The sequence below is a fragment of the Rhizobium sp. AB2/73 genome, assembly GCF_020871915.1.
GTDB classification, from domain to species: Bacteria; Pseudomonadota; Alphaproteobacteria; order Rhizobiales; family Rhizobiaceae; genus Rhizobium; species Rhizobium dioscoreae.
Genome location: NZ_CP067071.1, coordinates 1,917,980 through 1,944,975 on the forward strand (window position 1 = coordinate 1,917,980; position 26,996 = coordinate 1,944,975).

Consider the following 26,996-nt stretch of genomic DNA (forward strand, 5'->3'; position numbering starts at 1 on the left):
CTATCGTGTGGCCGGACGAGCGCAATGCCTTGTGGTAACGCTAAGTTTAGCGCTGCCTCTCAGGCGTTACGAAGCACGAGGACAGCATAAATGCAGGGTTCGCTGCCCTCATTCTTGAAGACGCAATCCGTCGGCGGACCGAGTTCGAGGCAATCGCCCGCCGACATCGAGTGCTTCGTATCTCCCTCGAAAAACGTCAGCCGCCCCGCCAGCACCCAGATGAGCTGCCGTGTGAAGGCGTAAGCCGATGCGGGCATCGGAACCTCCGCGCCCGCAGGCAAATCGATGCGGACGAGATCGAGCGGCAGGTCCGACTTCGGGGAAACGTGCCGGCGCTCATAGCCCGTCTGCGGATCGACCCAGACGGGCTGCTCTTCCTTTCGGAGAAACCGGCCCTGCTGCATCTCCGCACGCGCCATCAGGGTCGACATGCTCAGGCTGAAGGCACCGGAAAGCTTGCCGAGCAACGCCGCCGTCGGGCTGCTTTCGCCACGCTCGATCTTGTGAATCATGGCACGGGATACGGTAGAGCGGTCCGCCAGCTCCGTCAGCGACCAGCCGCGGCTTTCCCGTTCGATGCGAATGCGTGCGCCTATGCGCCTGTCGATATCATCAAGGTGAGACATGCGTTTTACTATAGTGGACTTCCGCAGGGCTGACAATTAGCGCCTTGCATATCCGAAATCTGACCTCATACGAGCCTTCATAGCATGGAAGAACAGTCGAATATTCCTTAAAGCCGCGTAACCGTGGGAATTTCGGCATTCGTCGCGAGCCGACTGGCGCTTTTTATCCGCCGGATTTTTGTGATAATATAGTGGACAGATATGGAAATCGATGTATGACAGGACAGAGTAACAAAGACATCTATCCGATTTAGTGGATGCCCTACGGAGCCGCCGATGCAAATTCGAGATGCGAGAGACGAGGATCTCGCGGGAATAACCGCGATCTATAACGACGCTGTCGCCAATACCGCCGCGATCTGGAACGAGACGCAGGTTGATATCGCCAACCGCAAACAATGGCTGCAGGATCGGCATAAGCTCGGCTACCCCGTACTGGTGGCGATCGATGATCATAAGGAAGTAGTCGGCTACGCCTCCTTTGGCGACTGGCGCGCCTTCGACGGTTATCGCCACACGGTCGAGCATTCAGTCTATGTGCGGAACGATCAATATCGCGGCGGCATCGGCAAGGCGCTGATGATGGAGCTGATCGAGCGTGCCCGGGCGATCGGCAAACATGCGATGGTCGCAGGCATCGAGGCCGGCAACGTCGCCTCGATCCGGCTGCACGAAAAACTCGGCTTCCAGCAGGTCGGCCTGCTCCCGCAGGTCGGCACAAAGTTCGGGCGGTGGTTGGATCTGGCCTTCCTGCAGCTGCTGCTGGACGAACGCGTCGATCCCGATCCCATAAGCTGAGAGCATGGGGATCATGCCGATCACGGTGGCAAAACTCATTCTCGCCGGCGTTGCCGGCCGAAACGCCTAAACCGCGACTTCAGCCGCGATCGCCGCGTGCGGCTCATATCCGAGAACCTCGAAATCCTCGATGCGATAATCATCGATGCTGTCCGGATGGCGCAGCAGGCGCAAGGTCGGAAATGGCTTCGGCTCGCGGCTGAGCTGCTCGCGGATCGCATCCAGGTGATTGAGATAGAGGTGAACATCGCCACCTGACCAGACCAGTTCGCCCATATCCATATCGACCTGCTGCGCGACCATGGCGAGCAAAACCGCCTGCTGGCAGATGTTGAAGGGATTGCCGAGGAACAAATCGCACGAACGCTGGAAGACCATCAGGCTGAGACGCGGGCGCTTGCCTCCTTCGGCCGAGATGTTCGATACGTGGAACTGATAGACCATGTGGCAAGGATGCAGCGCCATATCGGCAAGCTCGCCGACATTCCAGGCGTGGAAGATCATCCGGCGGCTGCTGGGATTGGTCTTGAGATCCTTGATAACAGCGGCGAGCTGGTCATGCACGCGGCCTTCGGCATCGCGCCATTGCCGCCACTGCTTACCATAGACCGGGCCGAGATCGCCCCATTGCAGAGCAAAGGCCTCGTCCTCCAGAATGCGTTTCTCGAAAGCGACCTGATCGATCTCTTCGCCCGTCGCCTTGCGATATTTGGCAAGCGGCCAATCGGTCCAGATCCGCACATTTTCCTTCAGCAGATTGCGGATATTGGTGTCACCGGTCAGGAACCAGAGCATTTCCTTGACGGCGAGCTTCCAGTAGACGCGTTTCGTCGTGAAGATCGGGATCTGCCCCTTCGAAAGATCGAATCGCATCATCGCGCCGAGGCCGCTCAAGGTACCGACGCCGGTGCGATCGATGCGGCGATCGCCGTGCTCGAGCAGGTGCGCCATCAGGTCGAGATATTGATACTCTGGGTGACGAGCCATCTTCCGCTCCGAAATCGCTTGAAATTTCCGGCCGTAAGGCTTGCCGAACGGCAGCCTGCCGATTCCTTTTTCGCAATTTTAATGACAAGCCGCTGTGAAACCAACCGCAGGGAGACGTAATTCAGGTAAATCTCTGAGCTTCGCGGGCAAACCGATGTTTCCGCGACGTAATTATGACAATTGCCCTTCCCTTCGCGGGCGGAAAACACTATATCAGCCTTGCCGGTCTTCGGGCCGGCTATGGCGATAAATGAGCGGTGTAATAAACCTATTGGACCCGGGGGCGGTACCCGGCGCCTCCACCAAAAACCGGCCGGCCAGACTGGCGTCAGACCGGCTTTTGATGGGGGCGAAACAGGATCGACAAGGGTGTAAAGATCGACTTTTCGCTCGGCATTGTACCGCCGTTATCGGGCTAAAATTGTAGTTGCAAACGACAACTATGCGGAAGCTCGTCTCGCTGCTTAATCGCGGTGTGACACTTCAAATAAAGTCCTAAGGGGTCGCACTCTTAGGCGGGGTTCGAAGGCACCTGGCAACAGAAGCCTTCACCTTCTTCTCCAGTGCTATATTATAGATCGACAGGCGGTGACTCGCGCATAGGGCTTTTCCGGCGGCGTTCAGCGTGGCATAAGCCTATAAAAAACATGGCCAACGAAAGACAGGAAAGCATGGGGCAGGATCATATCCGCTACGACATTTTGGCACAGGACGCCCTGCGTGGAGTAATCCGCAAGGTGCTGACCGAGGTCGCCGCTACAGGCCGCCTGCCCGGTGACCACCATTTCTTTATCACCTTTCTGACCGGCGCCCCCGGTGTGCGCATATCGCAGCACCTGAAGGCGAAGTATCCCGAGCAGATGACCATCGTCATCCAGCACCAGTTCTGGGATCTGAAGATCAGCGAGAGCCAATTCGAGATCGGCCTTTCCTTCTCCGACGTCCCGGAAAAACTGGTCGTCCCCTTCAACGCAATCCGCGGCTTCTATGACCCATCGGTGAATTTCGAGCTGGAGTTCGACGTGCCGCTGGCTGACGAGGAAGAGGAAACCTCTTCCAACGAGATTACGGCCTATCCGGTACCGGCTGAAGGCGAGGAAGCGCCGGCGGCGACAGCCAAGGAAGGCGAAGAAAAGAAGCCGGGATCGGTCGTTTCCCTCGACGCATTCCGCAAGAAGCAGTAGGCATTGGAGGGGAAGCATTCGCTTCCCTTTTTCGTATCGGTAACGGAAGAGATCGATGAGCGCCGAAATCGTCAATCTGCGCCAGTTTCGCAAAAAGCAGGCCCGCGCGGACAAGGAAAAGCAAGCGGAGCAGAACCGCATTTCCTTCGGGCGAACCAAGGCCGAAAAGAAGCTGACGTCGGCGCTTAACGAAAAGGCCGAGAAGACGCACGAGGCCGGGCGAATCGAAACCAAGAAGACCGAAGACTAGTTTAGATCCCGAGATAAAAAACTTCAGAAATCAGTTGCTTACTTCCGCATTTTGAATCACTTTCAGACATATCCCGCCATTTCCGATATTTGATCGATCCGCCGATGATCCGCAAACATTCCGCGACGCTGCATGGCCATCGCACAAGCTTTTCCCTTGAAGATGCCTTCTGGACAGAACTGAAGGCTATCGCCAGCGCGCGCGGCATGTCGCTCGCAGCACTGATCTCCGAGATCGACGACGGGCGCGAAGCAGGCAGCAATCTCTCCTCGGCACTTCGCCTCTATGTCCTCCGATGGCTGAAGGATCGCAACTGAACGGCTGCAGGAAACTTGCAACAATGTCGTCAGCGTGCTTCAGACGCCCGGCGTAGTTCGGTTTGCAACTTGTCCACCCTACTGGGCGACTCCTGGCAATTCATTGAAGTTCAGCGGTGCCGGCGGATGCTGCGCTTCGGCCTTGGCTCGCGCTTCGGCCGCCGCCTTGGCCTTGGCTGCCTCTTCGGCTGCCTGCCTGGCACGCGCCTCTTCCTCCGACTGCTTTTGCGCAGCCGCCTGCCGGGCCAAATCGCGCAGCCGTTCCTCTTCCGCACGGCGCTGCTGCTCGACGGCGGCATCGCGCTGGCGCTGAGCCTCGCGCACGCCTGCAACATACTTGTACAGCGCCACCTCACGCCGCAGCCTCTGCTTTTCAAGCACATTGGCCTGCAGGCGCTCGACACGCCGGCGTTCGCGCTCGAATGCCCGAACCGACAGGAAGCTGGTCACATCCGTCACGTCCATTGTCCGACCTGGTGAGGCCAGGGGGCCGGCGAAATCGAGGCGCAAGGCCGGTTCCGCCCCGCTCTGGGCTTCTGCGCCGGCGTTGAAATTGATGCCGAGAGAGCCGCGCATACGCTCATGCGGCAGACTGATTTCGGCATTGCCCGAAAGCTTTGCCAGATCGTTGCTCGCGGCAATATTGGTCGCCCGCATCACACCGGCGGAAATGTTGAAAGGAATGCTCGTCGCCGGAAGAACCGCTTCGCCATTGTTGAGCAGCGTCTGCACGATCGGCAGCACCTTGGCGGCAGTGATATCACCCTGAATCTGATCCGTCGCCGAGAGGAGCGGCGGCATGACGGAGAGATTGAGGCCACGCACATGCGTCTCGCCGAGCTTCATTTCACCCGAACCGCTGGCATTGGCCGCAAGGTCGGCAATGCTCTTGCCGCTCGTTTCGGCATTCATTGCAAGGCCGAAGCGACCGGTGGCGAGCGGCGCACCGTCACGCTGCCAGGCGACAGCGGCGAGATCGCCGTTAGCCAGGCTAAGCTTCGTCTGCAGCAGGCCAGTACCGTCGGAATTGGCGAACATTGCGCTGCCGGTCAGCGTGCCGCCGTTCCAGCCGCCCGTCAGATCGTTAAGACGCAATTCTTCGCCCTTGTAGGTCGCATTGGCGGTGAAATTCGAAATGGGACCGAATATGCCGGGCCATACCTGCCTTGCGGAAAGCTTGACGCCGATATCCATCCCGGTGAATGCAGGTAGCCCGAGTTTATCCTGGTTCAGAGTGCCTGTTTTCGGATCGCTTATCGGCCCGTAGATGGCTTCCGCCAGCCAGTCGAGATCCGCCTTGTCGAGCGACAGTTCGCCCGACGCCTTGAGATTCGGCGCCTTCCGATCGATAGTCAGCGTGCCGGACATGTTGTTGTCGGCAAACAGCCCCTTCATGTCGGAAAACACGATCTTGTCCGGGTTTAGAGCGGCATTGGCCTGGAACTTCACCGGCAAACCGGCACCCATCTGCGGAATACCGATACCGTTCATCACGAAATAAGGATCGATGTCAGCGCTTTCGAGCGACAGCACTATGTTGCCGTCGAGGAAGGTGGCGGGACGGACATCCACCTTGCCGTTTGCGGTGAACGACGTCTTGTCGGTCGCAAAGGTGAGTGCCGCATCCGCCGGATCGGAGCCGCTTGCGGAGACTTTCAGCGTCAGACGACCATTGGCGTCGGCTTCCACAGGCAACGGATCGAGACCCGCCTGGCCGAACAGGATCGACGTCACCGAATTTTCCAGCGTTCCCTCGAGCGTCGTGGTGCCCTTGCCCGTGAACGCCGAAAGATCGGACATGCGATAATCGAAATTGACGCGGCTACCGTTGGAAACGCCGGCAAGCGTCACCGTCAGCGCATTCTCCTGATCCCCACCGAGCGTCACCGCCCCGCGAAGAGCAGTGTTTCCATACCATGCGGCATTGCGCACCAACCGGTCCATGACGGGATGATGCGGCAAATGCTGGCGTAGCATTTCGAAGAACGGCCCGGGATCGGCAGCCTTGAAGGTGATCTCACCCGATCCCTTGTAGTCGGAAAGCGAGCCGTCGGCGCGGCCGGTCGCGGTGATTTCGGCGCCGGCGACATTATGCACCGAAAGCTTGTCGAGCGTCAGAGCGCCGTCGGCAACGGAAAATGAGGTATCGACATTATCGGCCGGCACGCCGAATGCCATGAATTTTCCGGCCTGGAGATGCGCCGTGATCCGATGATCGAAGAGGGATTCCCCCGTATCCTGACCTGTGAAGAGGCCGGTCAGCGCCCTCAGCGCGTCGAGGTCGAGAGCATCGCCGGTTAGATCGACGGCAAGCTTTGCCGGGATCTTGTCCGTCCCGCTCTGGCGATCGATGCGGCCTTTCAGTGTGGCCGAGCCGATTGCGATCTCAAGATTTTCGAAGCGCTGCGCGTCATGCTTCAGGCTGACATCGGCGGAGAAGCCCGCCTGACGCAGCTGGCGTATCGCCGGGTCGACGGCCCCTACAAGCCACGACGCCAGTCCCGAGGGCTGGTTGGATGCGACAACCAGATTGCCGATGAAATTCGGCTCGCCCCGCAACATGAGATTGCCGCGCGCTTCGACCTGTGTGCGGCCGGGCATCGTGCCGATCGCATGATCGATCTTCCATCCCGTTCCAGCAGGTTCAAGATCGAGCTGCACGTCGCGTATGGTCGTGTCGCCCGCCACGATCGCCGGCAGCCGGAAGGTCGCCTTGCCGGGAACCTGTGGCACCGGGATTTCAGCCGCGATCGCAATCAGATTGTTGAGGCGCTGACGCGCCGAGATTGCCGGGTTGCGGTTGGTCTTGCCGTTGGTGCCCTTATTGTTGCCGAGCCGGTTGACGTCGATCTGCTGTCCATCGGCCGTCAGCAGGAATTCCGGCTTGGACCCCGTATCCAGCGTCGCCTCGCCGGTGACGACATAGGGATCGTCATCGGCGCCGACTTCGAGACGGTATTCGGGAACGCGAATGCGGTCATTCGTCAGCTCAAAACGGCCCTTGATGCGGGGCTGCGCCTTCTGATCGGCGGAATCGCGCGTCTGCTTATCGTTGATCCCGGCTGTGAAGGAGCCCATGTAATCGGGCTTGCTGTTGACGAGTTTCAACTCGCCGTCGAGGTCGACGTTCAGCGGATGGCGATCCGGCATCAGCCGGGTGCGGACCCGCAGAACGCCGTTATCGTCCGGCTGGCTGCTGGAGACGGTGAAATTGCCATGCTCGTTGTCGAGTGCCGCATCCCCCTCGATACGCCAGGGGCCGGCAAGCGATCTGGCCGACATCTGCGCATCCAGGCTCGTAACATGCCGGGTCCTGCCCGTTTGCTCGTCAATGAAGAGAATATCGCCGTCTTCGACGTGAACGCTTTCGAGCACGACGGACTTTGCGGGAATTTCCGGCTGGCTGCCGCGCATCCAGTCAAGCGTGCCATCCTTCAGCAGCCGCAGCCGTACCTTGGGCTTGGACACCCGCATATCGAAGATCAGCGCTTCACCGGAAAGGAAAGGCGCAAGTTCCGCATCCATCGAGAATTCGGCGACCTGCACCAGCGGCGTGCCATCAGCCTCCTGGCCGACACGGACATCGTGCAGCGTTACCGACGGAAACGGCAGAAGGCGAGCATCCACGGTACCGTGAACGGTCACCTTCTTGCCGATGATGCGGCTCGCCTGATCCTCGAAGTTCTTGCGAAAATCGGTCCAGTCTATGAAGAGCGGAGCGAGCAGCGCCACGAACAGCACCACCACGAGCAATCCACCCAGAAAAACCAGGACCCTACCTAACAACGCGTATCGTCTCCAATCTTCATTCCCAACACATGCAGTGGTCGCTTGTCAGAGCGCATATGCATGGTTCTACCCGATCTCCGCCTGTCACAGCAGCTCTTTTCAGGAGATATGCCCCATCTAGCGCATGTCAGTGACTTTTCATGGCAAAAACCGGAAAAGTGCGAATGCAGCCTAGCGTCATTCGCGGCCGTAGCAAGCCAAGATCATGAAAATATTCCATCTTTCAGTGCCTGCGGAATATCTTCCCTGGATTGAAAATGGCATCCGGATCGAGCGACTCCTTGATCTGACGCATCAGATCGACCGCATCGCCGAGCTCCTGCTCCAGAAACGCCATCTTCCCCTGCCCTATGCCATGTTCGCCCGTGCATGTGCCATCCATGGCGAGCGCACGCGCGTTGAGGCGCGCGACGAATTCCTCGACAACGGCGATACCCTCCGGCGTCTTGTCGTCGAACAGGACGAGCACATGGAAATTGCCATCGCCCGCATGACCGACGATGGGTGCCAGCAGGCCGTGCGCCTCGATATCGGCCTGGGTTTCCGCGACGCATTCGGCAAGCCGCGAGATCGGAACGCAGACATCGGTCGATAGCGCAGCCAATTCAGGCGCCAGCGCCCGGCAGGCCCAATAGGCGTCATGACGGGCTTTCCAGAGCTTGTTGCGCTCTTCCGCATTGCTTGTCCAAAGGAATTCGCCGCCCTCACATTCCGTCGCGATCTCGGCAAATTGCGCCGACTGCAGCGCAACAGTTTCGTCGGTGCCGTGGAATTCGAGGAATAGCGTCGGTTTTTCGTCGTAAGTCAGGCCGGAATAGCGATTGCAGGCCCGCATCTGCATGGCATCGAGCAGTTCGATGCGCGCGACGGGAACGCCCATCTGGATGGTCATGATGACCGCATCGCACGCCGCTTTGATGTCCGGAAATGCACACGCGCCGCCGGCAATCTTCTGCGGGATACCCTGAAGGCGCAGCGTGATCGAGGTCAGCACGCCGAGCGTGCCTTCGGCGCCGACGAAGAGCCGCGTCAGATCGTAACCGGCCGACGATTTCTTGGCGCGGCGGGCGGTGCGGATTTCCTCGCCATTGGCGGTAACAACGGTCACGGACAGGACATTGTCCTTCATCGTGCCGTAGCGCACGGCATTGGTGCCCGATGCGCGCGTCGATGCCATGCCGCCGATCGAGGCATTGGCGCCGGGATCGATCGGAAAGAACAGGCCGGTATCGCGCAGATAGGTATTAAGCTGCTCGCGGGTGACGCCGGGCTCGACCGTGCAATCCAGATCCTCGGCATTGACTTCGAGAATGCGGTTCATGCGGCTGAAATCGATGGAAATTCCGCCCTGCGGCGCATTGACCTGCCCTTCGAGCGAAGAGCCAGTACCGAACGGGATGACCGGAACCTTGTGTTCGGCACATGCCTTGACGACAGTCCGCGCGTCCTCGCTCGTTTCGGCAAAGACCACGCCATCCGGCAGCTGCGATGGGATATAGGTGGTCGTGTGGGCGTGCTGGGCGCGAAAACTTTCGCCGGTCTGGAACCGCTCGCCGAAGGCCTGCTTCAGAATGCCGAGAACGGCAGATATGCCGGCCTCGTTACGTGTACCCGGCTTTGCATCAGCCAAAACCATAGTCCGAATCTCCCATCGCGGTCGTCCAGGGCGTTAACCTCTCCCGGTTCTATGGGGCATTTGGGGCGGGGCTGTCCAGTGATGAAAGCGAGCTGCCATCGCGTATAAGTTCAAGTTTTGTGCGATTGATCAAAGGCACGACAACCGGTGGGTAGGAAAAATCATCGCGGCAGAATTTTGCCTATCTTTTAATCAACGCACCGCCTCCACGATCACCGAGCATTCACTTTCATCCAGATCATAACACCGCGACGCAATTTTCCGTCGACTGGCATATGTCTTGCCTATCGCCTTTCAGCTTTCACATAGCCACGATTGGAAGGACATTCGATGAAGCGCAGACAAATGCTCATGGCACTCGGAATTGCGGTGCTGGCGACGGGGTCAATTTCCGCCCCCAACGCAGCTCGGGCGGATGCCTTGAGCGACATAGCCTCGCGCGGCACACTCCGCGTCGCCGTCCCGCAGGACTTCCCGCCCTTTGGCAGCGTCGGCACGGACATGGCACCCATGGGCTATGACATCGATATGGCCAATCTGATCGGCGAAAAACTCGGCGTGAAAACGGAACTCGTTCCCGTCACCAGCGCCAACCGCATTCCCTATCTGCAGACGAACAAGGTCGATCTGGTGATCTCAAGCCTCGGCAAGAATCCGGATCGCGAAAAGGTCATTGATTTCTCCGAAGCCTACGCGCCCTTCTTCAACGGCGTCTTCGGCCCCGGCGATGTCGCAGCAACAAAGGCGGAAGACCTTTCCGGCAAGACGATCGGCGTCACCCGCGGCGCGATCGAGGATCTGGCATTGACCAAGATCGCGCCGCAGGACGCGACGATCAAGCGCTACGAGGACAATAACGGCACCATCTCCGCCTTTCTGTCCGGACAGGTCCAGCTGGTTGCGACCGGCAATGTCGTCGCGGCTGCCATTCTCGCCAAGAACCCGCCGAAGAAGCCCGAGATGAAATTCCTCATCACCAACTCCCCCTGCTTCATAGGCCTGAACAAGAACGAGCCGACGCTACAGAAGAAGGTCAACGACATCGTTGCTGCCGCCAAGGCGGACGGGACACTGAACAAGATGTCGCAGAAGTGGCTGGGCGCCGACCTGCCGACCGGCTTCTGATCAACGCAGGACCGATCGTGCCGTCATTCGGCGGCGTGATCGGTCCGAGCAGGGCTTTCTCCCATGCGCTATCATTTCGATTTCGGCTGGTTTGCCGAATACTATCCCACGCTGATCAAGGGCGTTCTCGTCACGGTGGAGCTGACCCTTATCGGCGCCGTGCTTGGCATTCTCCTCGGAATTTCCTGCGCCTGGGCGCGAGCACTGGGTCCAGGGTGGCTCAAACCCTTCGTTGCTACCTATGTCGAGCTCATCCGCAATACGCCGTTTCTGATCCAGCTCTTCTTCATTTTTTTCGGCCTGCCCGGCATCGGCATTCAGATGGACGAGATGACTGCCGCCAATCTCGCGATGATCATCAATCTCGGCGCCTATAGTTGCGAGATCATCCGCGCCGGCATACAGGCAACGCCGCGCGGCCAGTTCGAAGCCGGCGCCAGCCTTGCCATGACCCGGTTCGAAACCTTCCGGCATGTCATCATCGTTCCGTCCCTGCAGCGCATCTGGCCGGCACTGTCGTCGCAAGTCGTCATCGTCATGCTCGGCTCCTCTGTCGTCTCGCAGATCGCCGCCGAGGATCTGACCTTCGCGGCAAACTTCATCCAGTCGCGCTCGTTCCGCGCCTTCGAAGCCTATTTCGTCTCCACGGCGATCTACCTCGCGCTGGCGATCCTGCTTCGACAGGTACTCGCGGTCGTGGGCAAGATGATCTTTCCACGCAGGGTCCGCCAATGATCCAATTCACAACATGGGATATCCTGCGCGGCCTTCTGCTGGCCGCGCGCTGGACGGTATTGCTGTCGCTCGTCTCGTTCGCCGGCGGTGCCATCGTCGGCGCAATCCTCCTGTTCCTGCGCATCGGCAAGGCAAAGGTAGGCCGCATCGCGGTCAGATATTTCGTCGAGCTGTTCCAGGGCACGCCGCTGCTGATGCAGCTCTTCCTGGCCTTCTTCGGTCTCGGGCTTTTCGGGATCGACGTGCCGGCCTGGCTGGCTGCCGGCGTCGCGCTCACCCTCTGGTCGGCTGCCTTCCTTACCGAAATCTGGCGCGGCTGCGTCGAGGCTGTCGCCAAGGGGCAATGGGAGGCTTCGGCCAGTCTGGGGATGGGCTATCTGCAGCAGATGCGCTACGTCATCCTGCCCCAGGCGCTGCGCATCGCCGTGCCGCCGACCGTCGGCTTCTCGGTGCAGGTCGTCAAGGGCACGGCCCTGACCTCCATCATCGGCTTCGTCGAGTTGTCGAAGGCCGGCACCGTCATCACCAACGCGACCTTCCAGCCGTTCACCGTCTACGGCTTTGTCGCGCTCATCTATTTCGCCCTGTGCTGGCCGCTGTCGAAAAGCAGCCAGATCCTGGAGAGGAAGCTCAATGTCGCTCATCGAAATCACTGAAGTCCGCAAGAGCTTCGGCACCAACGAAGTCCTGAAGGGCATCAACCTCGATGTCGAGCCCGGCGAAGTCATCGCCATCATCGGCAAGAGCGGTTCGGGAAAATCGACGCTGCTGCGCTGCATCAATGGGCTGGAGACGATTAATGGCGGCTCGATCTCCGTCGCGGGCGCACAGCTCCTGCCCGATGACCTCCATCTGAAGGCGCTCCGGCTGAAGGTCGGCATGATCTTCCAACAATTCAATCTCTTCCCGCATCTGAGCGCAGGACGCAACGTCATGTTGTCGCAGATGGTCGTCAAGAAGACCGCCAAGGCCGAAGCCGAAGCCATGGCGCGGCGCATGCTCGACCGTGTCGGCCTCGGGCACAAGTTCGACGCCTACCCGGATGAACTCTCCGGCGGCCAGCAGCAGCGCGTCGCCATCGCCAGGGCACTCGCCATGCAGCCGATTGCGCTGCTCTGCGATGAAATCACCTCTGCGCTGGACCCGGAGCTGGTCGCGGAAGTTCTTGCGGTCGTGCGCGAACTGGCCAGCGAAGGCATGACGTTGCTGATGGTGACCCATGAGATGAAATTCGCCCGCGACGTCTGCTCACGCGTCGTCTTCATGCATAAGGGCCGCGTACACGAAATCGGACCGCCCGGCGAAGTCTTCGCCAATCCGCAAACCCCGGAGCTCACGCAGTTCCTCGGCATTCATTGAGAGCCGACAAGTCCCGCTAGCCGGCTCTCTGAACCATAGTGTTCCAGACGCCTGGAGCAATGCCGAACGCCTTCTTGAAATGCCGGGTCAGATGGCTCTGATCGGCAAATCCGGTTGCGGCTGCCACCTCAGCGATCGGCTCCCCCGCGGCGATCATCGCTTTTGCCTGCTGCAGCCGGCGCATCAGCAGGAACCGGTGCGGGCTTGTTGCGAAGGCAGCACGGAAATGCCGCGCAAGCGCAAAGCGATCGAGGCCGGTGATGCGCTCCAATTCCTGCGAGCGCACACCTCGTGTGACATGCGCCTCGATATAGTCCCGCGCAGTCTTCACCTGCCCCCACGCAATGCTGCCCAAGCGCCGTTGCGGCAAACGGGCGTGCTGGACAAGTCCGTCGGTGAGTCGCGAAACGAAATCGTCGACGAAGAGCTCATCCAGCTCGCGATCGAGCTCGCCAAGCGCCGCCAGCAACAGGCCGGCAAGGCGATTGTCTTCCACCACGGGATCATCGACGAAAGGCAGGCCGACACGCGCCGCCTCAAGGCATTGAAACAGCACCGACGGTTCCAGATACAGCATCCGGTACACGAGGCCGTCCTCGGTCGCTGCCCCGCCATCATGCAGTTCGTCCGGATGAAGAATGATTACCCGCCCGGGCAAGCTGTAGCGCTGTTCGCCACGATAACGGAATGTCTGCACGCCGCGCATGGTGACGCCAAGCGCATAGGTGTCGTGCCGATGCAGTTCGAAGGCATCGCCACGAAACTGCGCCTGGATGCGTTCGATGCCCGGATAGGCAGGCGCGGACAGGATGCGGTTGGCCTCCGGTGTCACGCACAAACGTTCAAGACCCTCGAAGATCTGTCCCGCTACATCCTCGTGCAATGTCCCATTTCCAGACTGCATGAAAGTGACCATCGATGTTCGATACCAAAATCGCGATCGTTCTGCGAAACGACCTTCAATCCTGGCAAAAGCTGAATGTAACGGCCTTTCTGTCGACAGGCATAGCCGGACAACATCCAGATATTATCGGAGAAGCCTATCGCGATCGCACCGGCAACGTCTACAACGCTTTGTCGATCCAGCCCATCATCGTGCTCTCGGCCGACAAGGAGAACATAGCCGCCATCCATCGCCGCTCGCTGGAGCGCGGCGTCACCTCTTCCATCTTCATAGAGGAAATGTTCTCAACCGGGCATGACGCGGCCAACCGCGCCGTCTTTGCCGAATTCGCGCCGGAAGATGCCAAGGTCGTCGGCATCGCCTTGCGCGCCGACAAGAAAATCGTCGACAAGATCACCAAGGGCGCCGACATGCATGCGTGATCGGACGCGCAAAGAAAACGGCCGGATCGCGAGACCCGGCCGTTTTTGTTCGGAAAGGCTTAACCGTTCTGCGTGATCGGTGCGATCTGGATCTCGACGCGGCGGTTCTGCGCGCGACCGGCCTCCGTTGCATTGGTTGCGACCGGCTGCGATGGACCGAAGCCAATGGCCGACATGCGGCGCTGATCGATACCCTGGCTGCCGAGGTAGGACGCGACCGATCCAGCGCGGCGTTCGGACAGATCCTGGTTATGCTGCAGGCTGCCGGTCGAATCCGTATGACCGTTGACGTCGATCAGCGTACGGTTGAACTTGCGCAGCACGATCGCGACGGAATTCAGCGTCGGGAAGAACTCCGGCTTGATCGCATCCTGGTCGATATCGAAGGTGATCGCCGAAGGCATGTTCAGGATGATGCGGTCGCCGACGCGGGTCACTGAAACGCCAGTGCCCTGCAGCTGTGCACGCAGTTCGGACTCCTGCTGGTCCATGTAGTTGCCGATACCGGCACCCGCGAGCGCACCGACGCCGGCGCCGATCAGCGCGGCATTGCGGCGCGAGGCCGGCGAATGACCGATCAGAAGACCGGCAACGGCACCGACGCCGGCACCGATCGCCGCACCGCCTGCGGTATTCGATACCTTCTGTTCACCCGTATAGGGGTCGGTGGTGGTGCATGCGTTCAAAAAGGCTGCCGCTAGGGCAAGAATGGCAATTTTCTTGATCATAGAATCGTCGCTCTCCGGTTCGATGGCCGCAGCAGATATGAAGCATTGCGGCGATATCATGAAGAGAAATCTTATCCAGACCCTTGTCCCCTGTGCATAGAGAGTCAGCTGAGCTTTTGCAGAAGCCGGCGCATGCGGACGTGCGGAGCCATTCACCCGCCAGCCCCGTCAATTTCAGCCGTTTGCTGCAATCAATGGTTCTGGAAGAGTTGCAGAACCGTATTGTAGCTCGCATTGGCGATCGACAGAGATTGCAGCCCGAGTTGTTGCTGAGCCTGCAGCGCCAGAACCTTGCTCGACTGCTGTTCCATATCGGCATCCACAAGTTTGCCGACCCCGCTGGTCAGCGAATCGTTGAGATTCCTGGCAAACTCGGTCTGAAGATTGATACGCGCCTCGAGGGAGCCGAAGGCGGATCCGATCGTCTTGAGCTGGTTCAGCATTCCCGTGACGGTATTGACCATGTCGACAATGGCGCCCCGGCTCGTATTCGCATCGAGCGAGATCTCCACCTGGCCGCTAGTATTGCCGTTCTTGCTGCTGATGAGCACATAATTCTTGGCCGCTCCGGCTTCGGTGGCGAAAGATGTCGACGTCAGCACGCCATATCCGCCGGTGCCGCTTGACTGATCGTCGATCAGATAACGCGCATCGGCCGAGGTGATTGGCCCCGTCGTCGAGCTGACGCCCGCATAGCTCAGCATGCCGATCTTTACGGTGCCATCGGTGCCGCGGATAAGGGAGCCTGGAATCTCATGGGGGTCAGTCGGATCCGCGCCATCTTGCAGCACGGTCCAGTTGACGCCGTTGAAGGTCGCCGACTCCCCGACGCTGCGCAACTGCTGCTTGAGCTGGGTGATCTCGTCGTTGAGTGTCGTTTTGTCGACGCTGGTCTCATAGGCGCCGACGAGCTTCGTCCTGATCTCGGTGACGACATCGATCGCGCTGCTGACACCCGTGGAAGCGGTGCTGACGGTCGAGGCGGCGAGACCTAACGCATCCTGAACCGACGAAATCGCGCCGATGTCGGTATGCGTCAAAGTCGAGATTTTCCAGTATGTGGCATTGTCTCTGGCCGACTGAACCCGCAGGCCCGACGACATCTGTCGTTCGGCATTACCCAGTTTGGTCTGGGTGTCCCTCAGCACTTCCAGCGCTGTATTCACAGAGGGACTGACCCTGATGAAGGTCGAAAAAATACTCACGGCACATGAACTCCGGACGCAACAATACGCAACAAATACAAGGAGACATCGGAACCTTGCCGCGGGCGCTCATGCGCGCGGGCCGAGCGTGTCGGCGAACGGGGAGTGAGGCGAAACAACGCCTGCGCTCCAGCGGTTACATACCGACATGATTAGCAAACATGCTTAAAAAAGCGCTAAACGATACCCCTGATTTACCATAAATAAGCGCAACGACTGCAATTGGCGCAACCTGCCGGTTCCGACCTACTCCGCCGCGCGAAGATTGGTCAGCCTCGCGCGCAGCGCCGCATCCGACATCTCATCATGCAGGCGCTGTTCCTCATGCGTCTGTGGCTTCGCAAAGCGGGCGATCAGCAGATAGGCGACGGGTGTGATGTAAAGCGTGACCAGGGTCGCAAACCCAAGGCCGCCGACAATGACCCAGCCGAGCGCGACGCGCGCTTCTGCGCCGGCCCCCTCGGCAAAGACAAGCGGTACGCCGCCAAGGATGGTCGCGATCATCGTCATCATGACAGGGCGCAGGCGCAGTGCGCAGGCCTTTTCGATCGCCTCGCGCACGCTTTCGCCCTTGTCGCGAAGCTGATTGGCGAACTCGACGATCAGGATGCCGTTCTTGGCCATGACGCCGACGAGCAGCACCAGGCCGATCTGGCTGTAGATGTTGAGGCTCGATCCGGTGATGACGAGCGCAAAGACGGCGCAGGCGAGACCGAGCGGCACCGTGGACATGATGATGACCGACGACAGCACGCTTTCGAACTGCGCGGCAAGCACCAGGAAGATGATGACAATGGCAAAACCGAAGGTCAGGGCCATGCCGCTGGAATTTTCCTCCAGTGTCGCCGCTTCGGCGAGCGGCATCAACCGCGAACCAGGCGGCAGGAGTGGCGTCGCGATCCGTGTCATCTCCTCGACCGCCTGCCCGAGCGACATGCCGTTCTTGAGCCCGGCCGTGATCGCAACCGAAGCCAGCTGCTGCTCGCGGGTCAGCTGCGGCGCAACCGCATTCTCCTTCAACGACGCAATGACCGACATCGGCACGATCTTGCCGTCGCCGGTCTTGAGGAAGACGTTTTCAAGATCCGTAGGATCATCGATGGGCCGCATCGTCGACGTCAACAGCACCGGATGGGATTCGCCAGCGACAAATACGTCGACGACGGAGCGACCCTCGAGCAGCGACTGCAAGGCCACTGAAAGACCTGAAATGTCGATCCCGAGATCGGAAGCGCGTTCGCGATCGATGGTGACGGAGACCTGAGCCTGTGTCGGCTCGTTGTTCAGCCGCGGCGTATCGAATTGGCCGGTCTTGTCGAGTTCCTGCACGAGTTTCAGCGCTGCGTCGGTCAGCGCTTCGTGATTGTTGCCGATGAGCGCCATCTGCACGCCGCTGCCGGCGCCACGGATGCGCAGGCTGTTGGCCTGGATGACATTGCCGCGAAGAGCCGGCACGCCGGCCATGGCCGTGTTGATATCGGCGACGATATCCTGCTGCGTACGATGACGCTCACTCCAGGGCGCCAGCGTCAGCACCATGAAGCCGCTGTTCTTCTGGCTGTTCATGCCTGAAATCGCGTAGATATTTCGTATGTCGCCGCTGTCCATCAGCGGCTGCAGCCGCTCTTCGACGCGCTGTAATTGATCCTTGGTATAATCGAGGCCTGCGCCTTGCGGCGTGGTGAGACGCAGCATGACCATCGCTCTATCCTCGCTCGGTGTCAGTTCGCTCTTGACGTTCACGAACGCCAGGACGGCTGCAGCCGAAAACACGGCACAGAAGACGATGACGACGAAAGGCGCATTGAGACAAGCCTTGAGGGTACGACGATAGACACCGGAGAAAAGCTCGCCGAAACGGCCGAGCACGCCATGCTCCTCGCGCATCTCCTTGGTCAGCATTCGCGAGGCAAGCATGGGGCACAGCGTCAGCGCCACGACCGACGACAGGCCGACGGAGAAGGCAAGCACGAAGCCGAATTCACGGAACAGGCCGCCCACCTGCCCCGGCAGGAAGGAGAGCGGAATGAACACGGCAGCAAGCGTGGCCGTCGCTGCAATGACGGCGAAGAAAACTTCGCGCGTGCCAAGCACGGCGGCAGCGCGAGGCCCGATCTTCTCCGCCCTGCGCCGCACGATATTCTCGAGCACGACGATGGCGTCATCGACCACGAGGCCGGTCGCAAGCACGATTGCCAGCAGCGTCAGGATATTGACCGAGAAACCGACCATGTAGAGCGCGGCAAGCGTGCCGATCAGCGCCACCGGCATGGTTACGACCGGGATCAGCGTCGCCCGCCAGTCGCGCAGGAAGAGATAGATGACTGCGGTGACGATCAAGGCCGACAGGACGAGCGCCAGCACGACCTCGTGGATCGCCCCCTGAATGAACAGGGCATCGTCGCTGGTGATGACGATGCGCGTACCCTCGGGCAGCGATTTAGACAGCTGCGCGACGACGGCCTTCACGCCTTCGGAAATATTCAAGGTATTCGACTGCGCCTGACGGATGATGCCGAGGCCAACGCCCTGCACACCGTTCGAACGCAGCGCGGTCGTGCCGTCCCTCGGTCCGAGCGTCACGGTGGCGACATCGGAAAGCCGCACGCGGTTCTTGATGATCAGCCGCGAGAAATCCTCCGGCGTCTGTAGTGCCGCCGTTGCACGCACGACGATATCCTGCCGCGCACTCTTCAGCGATCCGGCCGGTACATCGAGTGCTGCGGTCGCAAGCGCCGTCGTCAGGTCGCCGATGGTGAGACCTCGGCTCGCAAGGGCGGCCTGATCGACATCGATGCGGAAGATCTTCTCCTGATCGCCGTAAAGCTCGACATCGGCGACGCCTTCGACAGAGGCCAGCCGGTCGGTGATCTCCTTGTCGACGAGCTGTGTCAGGTCATCCATCGTCATGGTGCTCGAGGTGACGGCAAGCCGCATGATCGGCTGCGAATCCGAATCCGCCTTGACGATCTGAGGCGCATCCGCCTGATCGGGCAATTGTTCGGTGATGCGACCGATGGCGTCGCGGACATCATTGGCGGCAACCGAAAGATCGGTCGCGTCGGAAAATTCGAGCGTTACCCGGCTCTGACCGAAGGACGAGCTGGAGGAGACCGACTTCAGACCGCTGACGCGGGCAACCGCCCCTTCGATGATCTTCGTCAGCTCCTGATCCACCGTCTGCGGCGATGCGCCATCGAATACGGTCCTGACGGTCACGACCGGACGGTCGACATCGGGCAGTTCTCGTACTTCGACGCCGAAATAGGCGGCAAGACCGGCGACGACCATCAGCGTGTTGAAGACCAGCGCCAGGATCGGCCGGCGTACGAAGAGTGCGGTAAAGGATTGCTTGGGCGCTGCCGAGCCGGCATCCGCCACATCGTCGCCATCGGTCATCATTGAGTGATGACCTCCTTGGCCTGAGCGACATCGCGGGCAAAGCGAACCTCGCCGCCTTCGGTCACGCGCTGCAATCCTTCGATGACGATGAGATCGCCATTGCGAAGATCGCCGCGGACCAGTACCGCATCCGGATTGCGTTGCACGATGCTGACGCGCACCTTCGAGGACTTGCCGTCAACGACGCGCCAGACATGCGCACCCGCCCCATCCCATTGGACGGCGAGCGGATCGACGGAGGGATAGGATTCGCCGGCAAAGCGCATGCCGACATTGAAGGACATGCCGGCGCGCAGAACATCGGAGGCGTTATCGATGCGGGCGCGCACGCGCAGCGTCCGGCTCGCGCCGTCAACACGATTGTCGACTGCCTCGACAACGCCCGAAAATACGCGCCCCGGCAATGCCACCGACGTCGCTTCCACCGGCTGGTCGACCTTGACTGTGTTGGCGAAGCGCTCCGGCACCCAGTAATCCACCAGGATTTCCGAGCGGTCGTCCAGCATCACGATATTGGTCGTTGTCGTCACATTGTCGCCGACGACCACAGGCACGATACCGACAATCCCGTCGATCGGTGCGACCACATCGCGGCGCTTCAGCGCCAGCTCGGCCGATTGCAGCGCCAGCTTTGCGCCCTGCTCCACGATCTCGGCATCGAAAACATCCATGCGCGAGACTGTGGATTTGATATTGCGGTAGAGCTGGGATTTTTCGACAGCGCTCTTCAGCGCCACTTCCGCCTGGCCGCGAGCGATGATCTGCTCGTCGTCGTCGAGACGCGCCAGCACCTGCCCCTGCTTCACCCTGTCGCCTGACTTAATGAGAATTTCCCGGATCGTACCCGCCGCTTGCGGCATGACGACGACCGAACGGATGGCGTCACCGGTACCGATCGCGCTCAGGCGATCGTTGACGACACCGCTGACCACAGGCTCGGTCACGACAAGCGGTATGTTCTGGCCGCGCCGTCCGCCGGAGCTTGCCTGCGTCTTCGCCCTCCCGTCCGCCGCGCCATCGCGCGGAGCAATCCAGGCCACGACAGTCTCGGGAACGCCGACCTTCTGCAGCAGGCCCGCCGCACTGGGCATGAAGGCCACGACAGCGGCGATGCCAGCTGCCAGCAAGAAAAAAGACAAGGAAAGCTGCTTCCAGGCGGTCATGCACGTCTCCGGCTCGTTGTGTCAGAGGCGATGAAATCGCGTCGTTGGTTTTTGTGACCCCTCATCCACCCAGCACACTTAACCAGGGGTCAATTTCGGCTCGGACGGCTCTATAAAGCAAGATTGTGCCCGATTTGCTGCAATATCGTGTTTTGAGCATATGCCGCAAGTTTCGCCGCAGATTATGACAAAGTTGTAATCTTGGTGCGGACAACGAGACGTTTTACCCGGTGAATGGACCGATCCATTTCCATATGAAAAACAGCGGCCGATCGAGCCTTATGCCCTGCGATGTGCACTTTTTGTTCTAGTTTCGGCCCGTTTCTTTTGCCTTTCGGGGTAGAATCATTACATTGGGCGGCATGACCATTGGACATGACGATATTCCCTTCTTTGACGAGGAGCCGGAGCACGTGGCACCGCGCCGTTCCGCGCCGACAGCCGGCAGCAACGGCGGCGGCATTGCGGCCCGCGCCATGGCGGCACGCGACAGCGGCCGCCGGCCCGATTATCTCTCGGGCCTCAATGCCGAACAGGCGGAAGCCGTGGAAACGCTCGACGGCCCCGTGCTGGTGCTTGCGGGCGCCGGCACCGGCAAGACACGCGTGCTGACGACACGCATCGCTCATATCCTCTCCACAAACCGCGCCTTCCCTAGCCAGATCCTCGCCGTCACCTTCACCAACAAGGCGGCTCGCGAGATGAAGGAACGTATTGCGCTGCTGGTCGGCGGCGCGGTCGAAGGCATGCCCTGGCTCGGGACCTTCCACTCGATCGGTGTGAAGCTGTTGCGTCGTCATGCGGAACTGGTCGGTCTAACCTCCAGCTTCACCATTCTCGACACCGACGATGTCGTCCGGCTGATCAAGCAACTGATCCAGGCCGAAGGGCTCGACGACAAGCGCTGGCCGGCCAAGCAGTTTGCCGGCATGATCGACACATGGAAGAACAAGGGCCTGAGCCCCGCCGATATTCCGGAAGGTGACGCCCGCGCCTTTGCCAACGGCAAGGGCCGCGAACTCTATGCGGCCTACCAGAACCGCCTGAAGACACTGAACGCCTGCGACTTCGGCGACCTTTTGCTGCATCCGATCAATATGTTCCGGCAGAATCCTGATATCCTCAAGGATTATCACCAGCGCTTCCGCTACATCTTGGTCGATGAGTATCAGGACACCAACACGGCGCAATATATGTGGCTGCGCCTGCTGGCGCAGCGGCAGAAAGGCGAGCCGCAGAATGTCTGCTGCGTCGGCGACGACGACCAGTCGATCTATGGCTGGCGCGGCGCGGAGGTCGACAATATCCTGCGCTTCGAGAAGGATTTTCCAGGCGCCAAGGTCATCAAGCTCGAGCGCAACTATCGCTCCACAGAGCATATTCTCGGTGCCGCCGCGCATCTGATCGCCCATAATGAAGGCCGGCTCGGCAAGACGCTGTTCACCGACCGCTCCGAACCGGACGACATCAAGGTGCAGGTGCACGCCTCCTGGGATTCCGAGGAGGAAGCGCGCGCCATCGGCGAAGAGATCGAGCAGCTCCAGCGCAACAAACACAATCTCAACGATATCGCCATCCTCGTGCGCGCCTCCTTCCAGATGCGCGAGTTCGAAGACCGTTTCGTGACGCTCGGCCTGAACTATCGCGTCGTCGGCGGCCCGCGCTTCTACGAGCGCCTCGAAATCCGCGACGCCATGGCCTATTTCCGCCTCGTCTGCCAACCGGCCGACGACCTCGCCTTCGAGCGCATCATCAATACACCGAAGCGCGGCCTCGGCGACACCACGGTTCGCGCCCTGCATGATTACGCCCGCGTGCGCGATATCCCGATGCTGGCGGCAGCGGCCGATATCATCGAGACGGATGAGATGAAGCCGAAGGCACGTAAGGCGCTGTTCGACGTCGTGCAATCATTCCGCCGCTGGCAGGGCCTGCTCGAGAATACGCCGCATACCGAGCTTGCCGAGCAGATCCTCGAAGAGTCCGGCTATACGGACATGTGGAAGAACGACAAATCGGCGGAAGCGCCGGGGCGGCTTGAAAACCTCAAGGAACTCATCCGTTCCATGGACAGCTTTGAATCCATGCGCGGCTTCCTTGAACACGTCGCCCTTGTTATGGATGCCGAGCAGAACGAAAATCTCGACGCCGTCTCCATCATGACGCTGCACTCTGCCAAGGGTCTGGAATTCGACACGGTGTTCCTGCCCGGCTGGGAGGAAGGCCTGTTTCCGCATCAGCGCTCGCTCGACGAAAGCGGTCGCGCCGGTCTCGAGGAAGAGCGTCGCCTCGCCTATGTCGGCATCACCCGCGCCAAGCGCCGCTGCCACATCTGGTTCGTCTCCAACCGCCGCATTCACGGCCTCTGGCAATCGACGATCCCCTCCCGCTTTCTCGACGAACTGCCGGAAACGCATGTTCAGGTCGCCGAAGTCGAGCAATCCTATGGCGGATACGGTCGCGGCGGATACGGCCAGTCCCGCTTCGACAAGGCCGATCCCTTCGCCAACACCTATTCCACGCCCGGCTGGAAACGCGCCCAGGCCAACCGCAACGATGCGACCCGCGACAACTGGGGCAGCCGCTCCGGCCACGCCGTCGAGCGCATCGGCTACGGCGAGAGCGGCCCGAAGGTGCGCACCATAGACGGCGAGCTGGTGGCCAAATCCACTTCCGCCGAACCCTCCAAATTCGCCATCGGCGACCGCGTCTTCCACATCAAATTCGGCAACGGCAATGTCTCTGAGATCGAGGGCAACAAGCTGACGATCGAATTCGACCGCGCGGGGCAGAAAAGGGTTTTGGATGGGTTTGTCGAGCGGGTTTGACGGTAAAGCTGTCTGGTTTGGGACCAGAGGGTGGCCATCAACCGTTAGGCTGATTGTGGATCTCCTCCCCACCCACACACTCCGTCCAACCACAAGCGCGGCACTTTATACATCGGCGTCACCGCCGATCTCGAGCGCCGCATCTACGAACATCGCGAAGGCCTGACACCGGGCTTTGCCTGGAATACGGATGCACACGGCTCGTCTGGTATGAAGACCACGCCGACATCGTTTCAGCCATACAACGCGAAAAATCGCTGAAACGCTGGTATCGCCAATGGAAGATCGAGCTGATCGAAAGAGCCAATCCCGATTGGCGGGATATACTACGAGCTCTGGTGAAGCTTAAGCCTCACGCTTCCCGATCGTCTGCGTATCCCGGCCCCTCGATCATAGTCCGAATCCTGCACTTTTAACGGTACCGGATAACAACGCACAAAGCTCTCCCGCCCCGCTGCACGATCTCAGTTACGTCCGCCATTTGCCCTGATGATCTGGCCGTTGACCCAGCCACTCTGCGACCCGGCCAGAAACGATACGATATGGGCGATATCCTCCGGCATCCCGAGGCGCCCGAGCGGAATGTCGTTTATCAGCCGCTGGATCAGCGCCTCGGACCGCCCCTTGAACAGCAATTCGGTCGCGATCGGTCCCGGCGCGACCGCATTGACCGTGACACCGCGTGTGCCGAGTTCCTTGGCTAGGATATGGGTCATCGCCTCCACTGCCGCTTTGGTCGCCGCATAGACGCCATTGCCGGGGGAGTAGTGACCGATAATGCTCGTGGAAAGATTGATGATGCGGCCGCCATCCCGCACCCGCTTCGCCCCTTCTCGCATTCCATTGAAGGTCCCTGTCAGATTGACCGCGAGCTGCTGCCGAAAATCCTCATCCGAGACCTCGGCCAGTGGCGAGAATTTGCTGATCCCGGCATTGTTGACGAGCACGTCGACCGTTCCGAACTCCGCTTCGGCGCGATCGAACAATGCCGTTATTGCCGCGGCGTCGCTAACATCGGCACGGATTGCAATCGCGCGGCCGCCTGCCGCCGTGATGCCGGCAACAACATCGGAGGCCTCTCCGGAACCCGATGCGTAATTGACGACGGTCTGAAAGCCGTCTTCGGCAAGCTGCCTCGCAATGGCTGCCCCAATCCCTTTGGATGCACCGGTTACGATCGCCGTTCTAATTTCGTTGGGCATGCGTCAATCTCCTTGTCGTTCGCACACGCGTTGTCGATCATGCCCGGGCACTCAATCCCGGCATGTCGCTGAAACGCTTGTTTCGTTGGGTCGCGAACTGTAATATGAGCGATAATTCGCTTTTTGCTACTCGCATTCCGGAATCATGTCCGAAGGCCCTCTCCATAGCCGTGCCGCGCCGAGAAAAGCGCCAAGACAAGCCCGCTCGCTCGCAACAGTCGAGGCGATCGTGGAGGCTGCAGCTCGCATTTTGGAGGAGCGTGGCCATGAGGCTTTCTCCACCAATGCCGTTGCGGAAAAGGCGGGCGTCAGTGTCGGCTCGCTCTATCAGTATTTTCCGCGCAAGGATGCGTTGATCGGAGCCTTGATCTTGCGCGAAACTTCGCGCCTCGTCGCAGAGGCGGAAATTGCCGCCGACAAGCCCACCGGCAGCGAGGCCTTGTCGGCGCTCATCCTCCCCTGCGTCGAGCAACAGCTTCGCAGGCCGGCACTAGCCCGCTTGCTCGATTTCGAGGAAGCGCGCCTGCCGCTCGATGCTGCCACCGAAGCGATCAAAAGGCGCTTCTTCGAGCTCACCCGCGCAACCCTGCTGCGGCCGGATCTGCCGCCGCAGGACGATATCGATGTGACGAGCCGCGATGTGGTCGCCATCATCAAGGGAATGGTGGATGCCGCCGGAGAGCATGGCGACCAGGATAGATACCAGCTGGCTCTGCGCGTGAAACGCGCCGTTCTTGGCTATTTGCATAGCGTCGACAAGCTCAGCAACCCGCCCTGATCGAGTGCGCAGCCCAAAAGCAAAAGGCACGCCTAGACATTCCGACTTTGCAAGCGATTGCATTGCAGCATTGCAAAATCCGCATGCCTAGCAAGCTACCAATAGCGGACCAATCGATTATATCGATTGAAGCGGCTTCGAGGTTCCACGTTTCCCGTGGGATCCCGGCAAGCCGCTGCCAGCTCTTCTTTCGGCCCGTTCGGGCTTTTCGTCCGGCTCGAATCTCGAAGCCTGGCAACAACAAGAACCGAGGATTAAAAAGTGGCCGGCTCAGCAACAAGCTCTGCGCCCACCAGCGCGCGTGCATCCGCACACCAAGGCCAGGGCAATTACCAATTCGCGCTTATCGCACTCACCTCACTCTTTTTCATGTGGGGCTTCATTACTTGCCTGAACGATATTCTGGTCCCGCACCTGAAAAGCGTCTTTCAGCTCAATTACACGCAGGCAATGCTCATCCAGCTTTGCTTTTTCGGCGCATACTCCATCATATCGCTGCCTGCCGGCACGCTCGTGAAGCGCATCACCTATAAATGGGGCATCGTCGTCGGCCTTGCGATCGCGGCCGTCGGCTGCGCCCTGTTCATTCCTGCCGCCACCTACCGCGTCTACGCCCTGTTCCTGGGCGCGCTGTTCGTGCTCGCCACCGGCATCACGATCCTGCAGGTTGCCGCAAACCCCTATGTCACCGTATTGGGACCGCCGGATACGGCCGCCAGCCGCCTGAACCTGACGCAGGCCTTCAACTCGCTCGGCACAACGATTGCCCCCTACTTCGGCGCGATGTTGATCCTGTCTGCTGCGACAGCTGCAGCCACCAACGCGACACCGGAACAGCTCGACGCCATGCGGCTAGCGGAAGCCGGCGCGGTCAAATTCCCCTATCTGCTCCTTGCCGCCGCTTTCCTGGTGCTCGCGGCCGTCTTTGCGGCGCTGAAACTCCCGCAAGTCGAGGATGAGGAGACCATCGAGCCGATGCGCGGCGGCGGCTCTGCCTGGCAGTATCGCCATCTCGTGCTCGGCGCTCTCGGCATCTTTGTTTATGTCGGTGCCGAAGTCAGCGTCGGCAGCTTCCTGGTGAATTTCCTCAGCCAGCCCGATATCGCGCATCTCTCCGAGGCCGATGCCGCCCATTACGTCTCCTATTTCTGGGGCGGCGCGATGGTCGGACGCTTCGTCGGCTCGGCAATCATGCGCCACATCGATGACGGCAAGGCGCTTGCCTTCAATGCTGTCGCAGCGATCATCCTCCTGCTGGTGACGGTGCTGACGACGGGTCATGTCGCCATGTGGGCCGTGCTGGCGATCGGCCTGTTCAACTCGATCATGTTCCCGACGATCTTCAGCCTGGCGCTGCACGGTCTCGGCAAATATACGAGCCAGGGCTCGGGCATTCTGTGCCTTGCCATTGTCGGCGGCGCGATCCTGCCTGTTATCCAGGGCGGCCTTGCCGATACGATCGGCATCCACCTCGCCTTCCTGATGCCGATCATCTGCTACGTCTACATTGCCTTCTATGGCCTCAAGGGCCACAGGCCGGCATAAGCCTTCACACACC

General features: G+C 60.2%; 22 protein-coding genes, 1 other RNA gene and 1 pseudogene. 14 read left to right on the top strand and 10 right to left on the bottom strand.

Annotated elements, in window-relative coordinates; all coding sequences use genetic code 11:
* Nucleotides 1-59 precede the first annotated feature (59 nt).
* Nucleotides 60-626 (bottom strand): XRE family transcriptional regulator, encoded by a 567-nt coding sequence (locus I8E17_RS09560; RefSeq protein ID WP_069612491.1) that lies wholly within the window; start codon nt 624-626, stop codon nt 60-62.
* A 276-nt stretch (nt 627-902) separates the two neighbouring features.
* Here I8E17_RS09560 and I8E17_RS09565 point away from each other — a divergent pair, with 276 nt between their 5' ends.
* A complete protein-coding gene (locus tag I8E17_RS09565; RefSeq protein WP_069612492.1) occupies nt 903-1,424 on the top strand; it encodes a GNAT family N-acetyltransferase in 522 nt (173 codons plus the stop codon).
* A gap of 66 nt (nt 1,425-1,490) precedes the next feature.
* Here the strand turns inward: I8E17_RS09565 and I8E17_RS09570 are convergent, their stop codons facing one another.
* On the bottom strand, nt 1,491-2,411 hold the full coding sequence (locus tag I8E17_RS09570) for a thymidylate synthase (protein WP_069612493.1): 921 nt from the start codon (nt 2,409-2,411) through the stop codon (nt 1,491-1,493).
* Nucleotides 2,412-2,593: 182 nt separating this feature from the next.
* Here I8E17_RS09570 and ssrA point away from each other — a divergent pair.
* From ssrA to I8E17_RS09590, 4 genes are all read left to right on the top strand, one after another.
* Nucleotides 2,594-2,964: a transfer-messenger RNA gene (gene ssrA, locus I8E17_RS09575) on the top strand.
* Between the two features lie 118 nt (nt 2,965-3,082).
* Nucleotides 3,083-3,595 carry an SspB family protein gene (locus I8E17_RS09580; RefSeq protein ID WP_069612827.1) on the top strand — a complete coding sequence of 171 codons (513 nt, stop codon included), beginning with the start codon at nt 3,083-3,085 and terminating at the stop codon, nt 3,593-3,595.
* A 55-nt stretch (nt 3,596-3,650) separates the two neighbouring features.
* Nucleotides 3,651-3,845: a DUF4169 family protein gene (locus tag I8E17_RS09585; protein WP_069612494.1), complete on the top strand. Its 195-nt coding sequence runs from the start codon at nt 3,651-3,653 to the stop codon at nt 3,843-3,845.
* Between the two features lie 104 nt (nt 3,846-3,949).
* Nucleotides 3,950-4,162 (top strand): ribbon-helix-helix domain-containing protein, encoded by a 213-nt coding sequence (locus tag I8E17_RS09590; protein ID WP_069612828.1) that lies wholly within the window; start codon nt 3,950-3,952, stop codon nt 4,160-4,162.
* Nucleotides 4,163-4,240: 78 nt separating this feature from the next.
* Here the strand turns inward: I8E17_RS09590 and I8E17_RS09595 are convergent, their stop codons facing one another.
* Entirely contained in the window at nt 4,241-7,948 is a 3,708-nt protein-coding gene (locus I8E17_RS09595; protein ID WP_069612495.1) for an AsmA family protein, read from the bottom strand.
* A 226-nt stretch (nt 7,949-8,174) separates the two neighbouring features.
* Complete coding sequence (locus tag I8E17_RS09600; RefSeq protein WP_113366037.1) at nt 8,175-9,587, bottom strand: FAD-linked oxidase C-terminal domain-containing protein; 1,413 nt, start codon at nt 9,585-9,587, stop codon at nt 8,175-8,177.
* A gap of 330 nt (nt 9,588-9,917) precedes the next feature.
* Here I8E17_RS09600 and I8E17_RS09605 point away from each other — a divergent pair, with 330 nt between their 5' ends.
* The 4 genes from I8E17_RS09605 to I8E17_RS09620 all read left to right on the top strand — a co-directional run bounded on the left by I8E17_RS09605 (nt 9,918) and on the right by I8E17_RS09620 (nt 12,806).
* Nucleotides 9,918-10,712 (top strand): transporter substrate-binding domain-containing protein, encoded by a 795-nt coding sequence (locus tag I8E17_RS09605; protein WP_069612497.1) that lies wholly within the window; start codon nt 9,918-9,920, stop codon nt 10,710-10,712.
* Between the two features lie 63 nt (nt 10,713-10,775).
* Complete coding sequence (locus tag I8E17_RS09610; protein ID WP_069612498.1) at nt 10,776-11,447, top strand: amino acid ABC transporter permease; 672 nt, start codon at nt 10,776-10,778, stop codon at nt 11,445-11,447.
* Complete coding sequence (locus I8E17_RS09615) at nt 11,444-12,103, top strand: amino acid ABC transporter permease (protein ID WP_069612499.1); 660 nt, start codon at nt 11,444-11,446, stop codon at nt 12,101-12,103. Before I8E17_RS09610 ends, I8E17_RS09615 begins: the two co-directional genes overlap by 4 nt.
* Nucleotides 12,081-12,806 carry an amino acid ABC transporter ATP-binding protein gene (locus I8E17_RS09620; RefSeq protein WP_069612500.1) on the top strand — a complete coding sequence of 242 codons (726 nt, stop codon included), beginning with the start codon at nt 12,081-12,083 and terminating at the stop codon, nt 12,804-12,806. Before I8E17_RS09615 ends, I8E17_RS09620 begins: the two co-directional genes overlap by 23 nt.
* A 16-nt stretch (nt 12,807-12,822) precedes the next feature.
* On the opposite strand, the gene I8E17_RS09625 is transcribed toward I8E17_RS09620, so the two are convergent.
* Nucleotides 12,823-13,689 carry an AraC family transcriptional regulator gene (locus tag I8E17_RS09625; RefSeq protein WP_069612501.1) on the bottom strand — a complete coding sequence of 289 codons (867 nt, stop codon included), beginning with the start codon at nt 13,687-13,689 and terminating at the stop codon, nt 12,823-12,825.
* 35 nt (nt 13,690-13,724) lie between these two features.
* Here I8E17_RS09625 and I8E17_RS09630 point away from each other — a divergent pair, with 35 nt between their 5' ends.
* Nucleotides 13,725-14,132 carry a DUF2000 family protein gene (locus tag I8E17_RS09630; RefSeq protein ID WP_069612502.1) on the top strand — a complete coding sequence of 136 codons (408 nt, stop codon included), beginning with the start codon at nt 13,725-13,727 and terminating at the stop codon, nt 14,130-14,132.
* A 59-nt stretch (nt 14,133-14,191) separates the two neighbouring features.
* Here the strand turns inward: I8E17_RS09630 and I8E17_RS09635 are convergent, their stop codons facing one another.
* The 4 genes from I8E17_RS09635 to I8E17_RS09650 form a co-directional block, all read right to left on the bottom strand.
* The gene (locus I8E17_RS09635; protein ID WP_069612829.1) at nt 14,192-14,860 is read right to left on the bottom strand and encodes an OmpA family protein; all 669 of its coding nucleotides are present in this window, start codon (nt 14,858-14,860) and stop codon (nt 14,192-14,194) included.
* Between the two features lie 191 nt (nt 14,861-15,051).
* Nucleotides 15,052-16,065 (bottom strand): flagellin, encoded by a 1,014-nt coding sequence (locus I8E17_RS09640; RefSeq protein WP_069612503.1) that lies wholly within the window; start codon nt 16,063-16,065, stop codon nt 15,052-15,054.
* A gap of 246 nt (nt 16,066-16,311) precedes the next feature.
* On the bottom strand, nt 16,312-19,464 hold the full coding sequence (locus I8E17_RS09645; RefSeq protein ID WP_219511510.1) for an efflux RND transporter permease subunit: 3,153 nt from the start codon (nt 19,462-19,464) through the stop codon (nt 16,312-16,314).
* The gene (locus I8E17_RS09650) at nt 19,464-20,630 is read right to left on the bottom strand and encodes an efflux RND transporter periplasmic adaptor subunit (RefSeq protein WP_069612504.1); all 1,167 of its coding nucleotides are present in this window, start codon (nt 20,628-20,630) and stop codon (nt 19,464-19,466) included. The genes I8E17_RS09645 and I8E17_RS09650 overlap by 1 nt, the downstream gene beginning before the upstream one ends.
* A gap of 362 nt (nt 20,631-20,992) precedes the next feature.
* On the opposite strand from I8E17_RS09650, the gene I8E17_RS09655 reads away from it, so the two are divergent.
* On the top strand, nt 20,993-23,458 hold the full coding sequence (locus I8E17_RS09655) for a UvrD-helicase domain-containing protein (protein WP_069612831.1): 2,466 nt from the start codon (nt 20,993-20,995) through the stop codon (nt 23,456-23,458).
* 111 nt (nt 23,459-23,569) lie between these two features.
* Nucleotides 23,570-23,784, top strand: a pseudogene (locus tag I8E17_RS09660) (GIY-YIG nuclease family protein); the annotation flags it as partial.
* 138 nt (nt 23,785-23,922) lie between these two features.
* Here the strand turns inward: I8E17_RS09660 and I8E17_RS09665 are convergent.
* Nucleotides 23,923-24,660: an SDR family oxidoreductase gene (locus I8E17_RS09665; protein ID WP_069612505.1), complete on the bottom strand. Its 738-nt coding sequence runs from the start codon at nt 24,658-24,660 to the stop codon at nt 23,923-23,925.
* Between the two features lie 145 nt (nt 24,661-24,805).
* Here I8E17_RS09665 and I8E17_RS09670 point away from each other — a divergent pair, with 145 nt between their 5' ends.
* Nucleotides 24,806-25,438 (top strand): TetR/AcrR family transcriptional regulator, encoded by a 633-nt coding sequence (locus I8E17_RS09670; protein WP_219510699.1) that lies wholly within the window; start codon nt 24,806-24,808, stop codon nt 25,436-25,438.
* A gap of 261 nt (nt 25,439-25,699) precedes the next feature.
* Nucleotides 25,700-26,983: an L-fucose:H+ symporter permease gene (fucP, locus tag I8E17_RS09675; protein ID WP_069612507.1), complete on the top strand. Its 1,284-nt coding sequence runs from the start codon at nt 25,700-25,702 to the stop codon at nt 26,981-26,983.
* Nucleotides 26,984-26,996 lie beyond the last annotated feature (13 nt).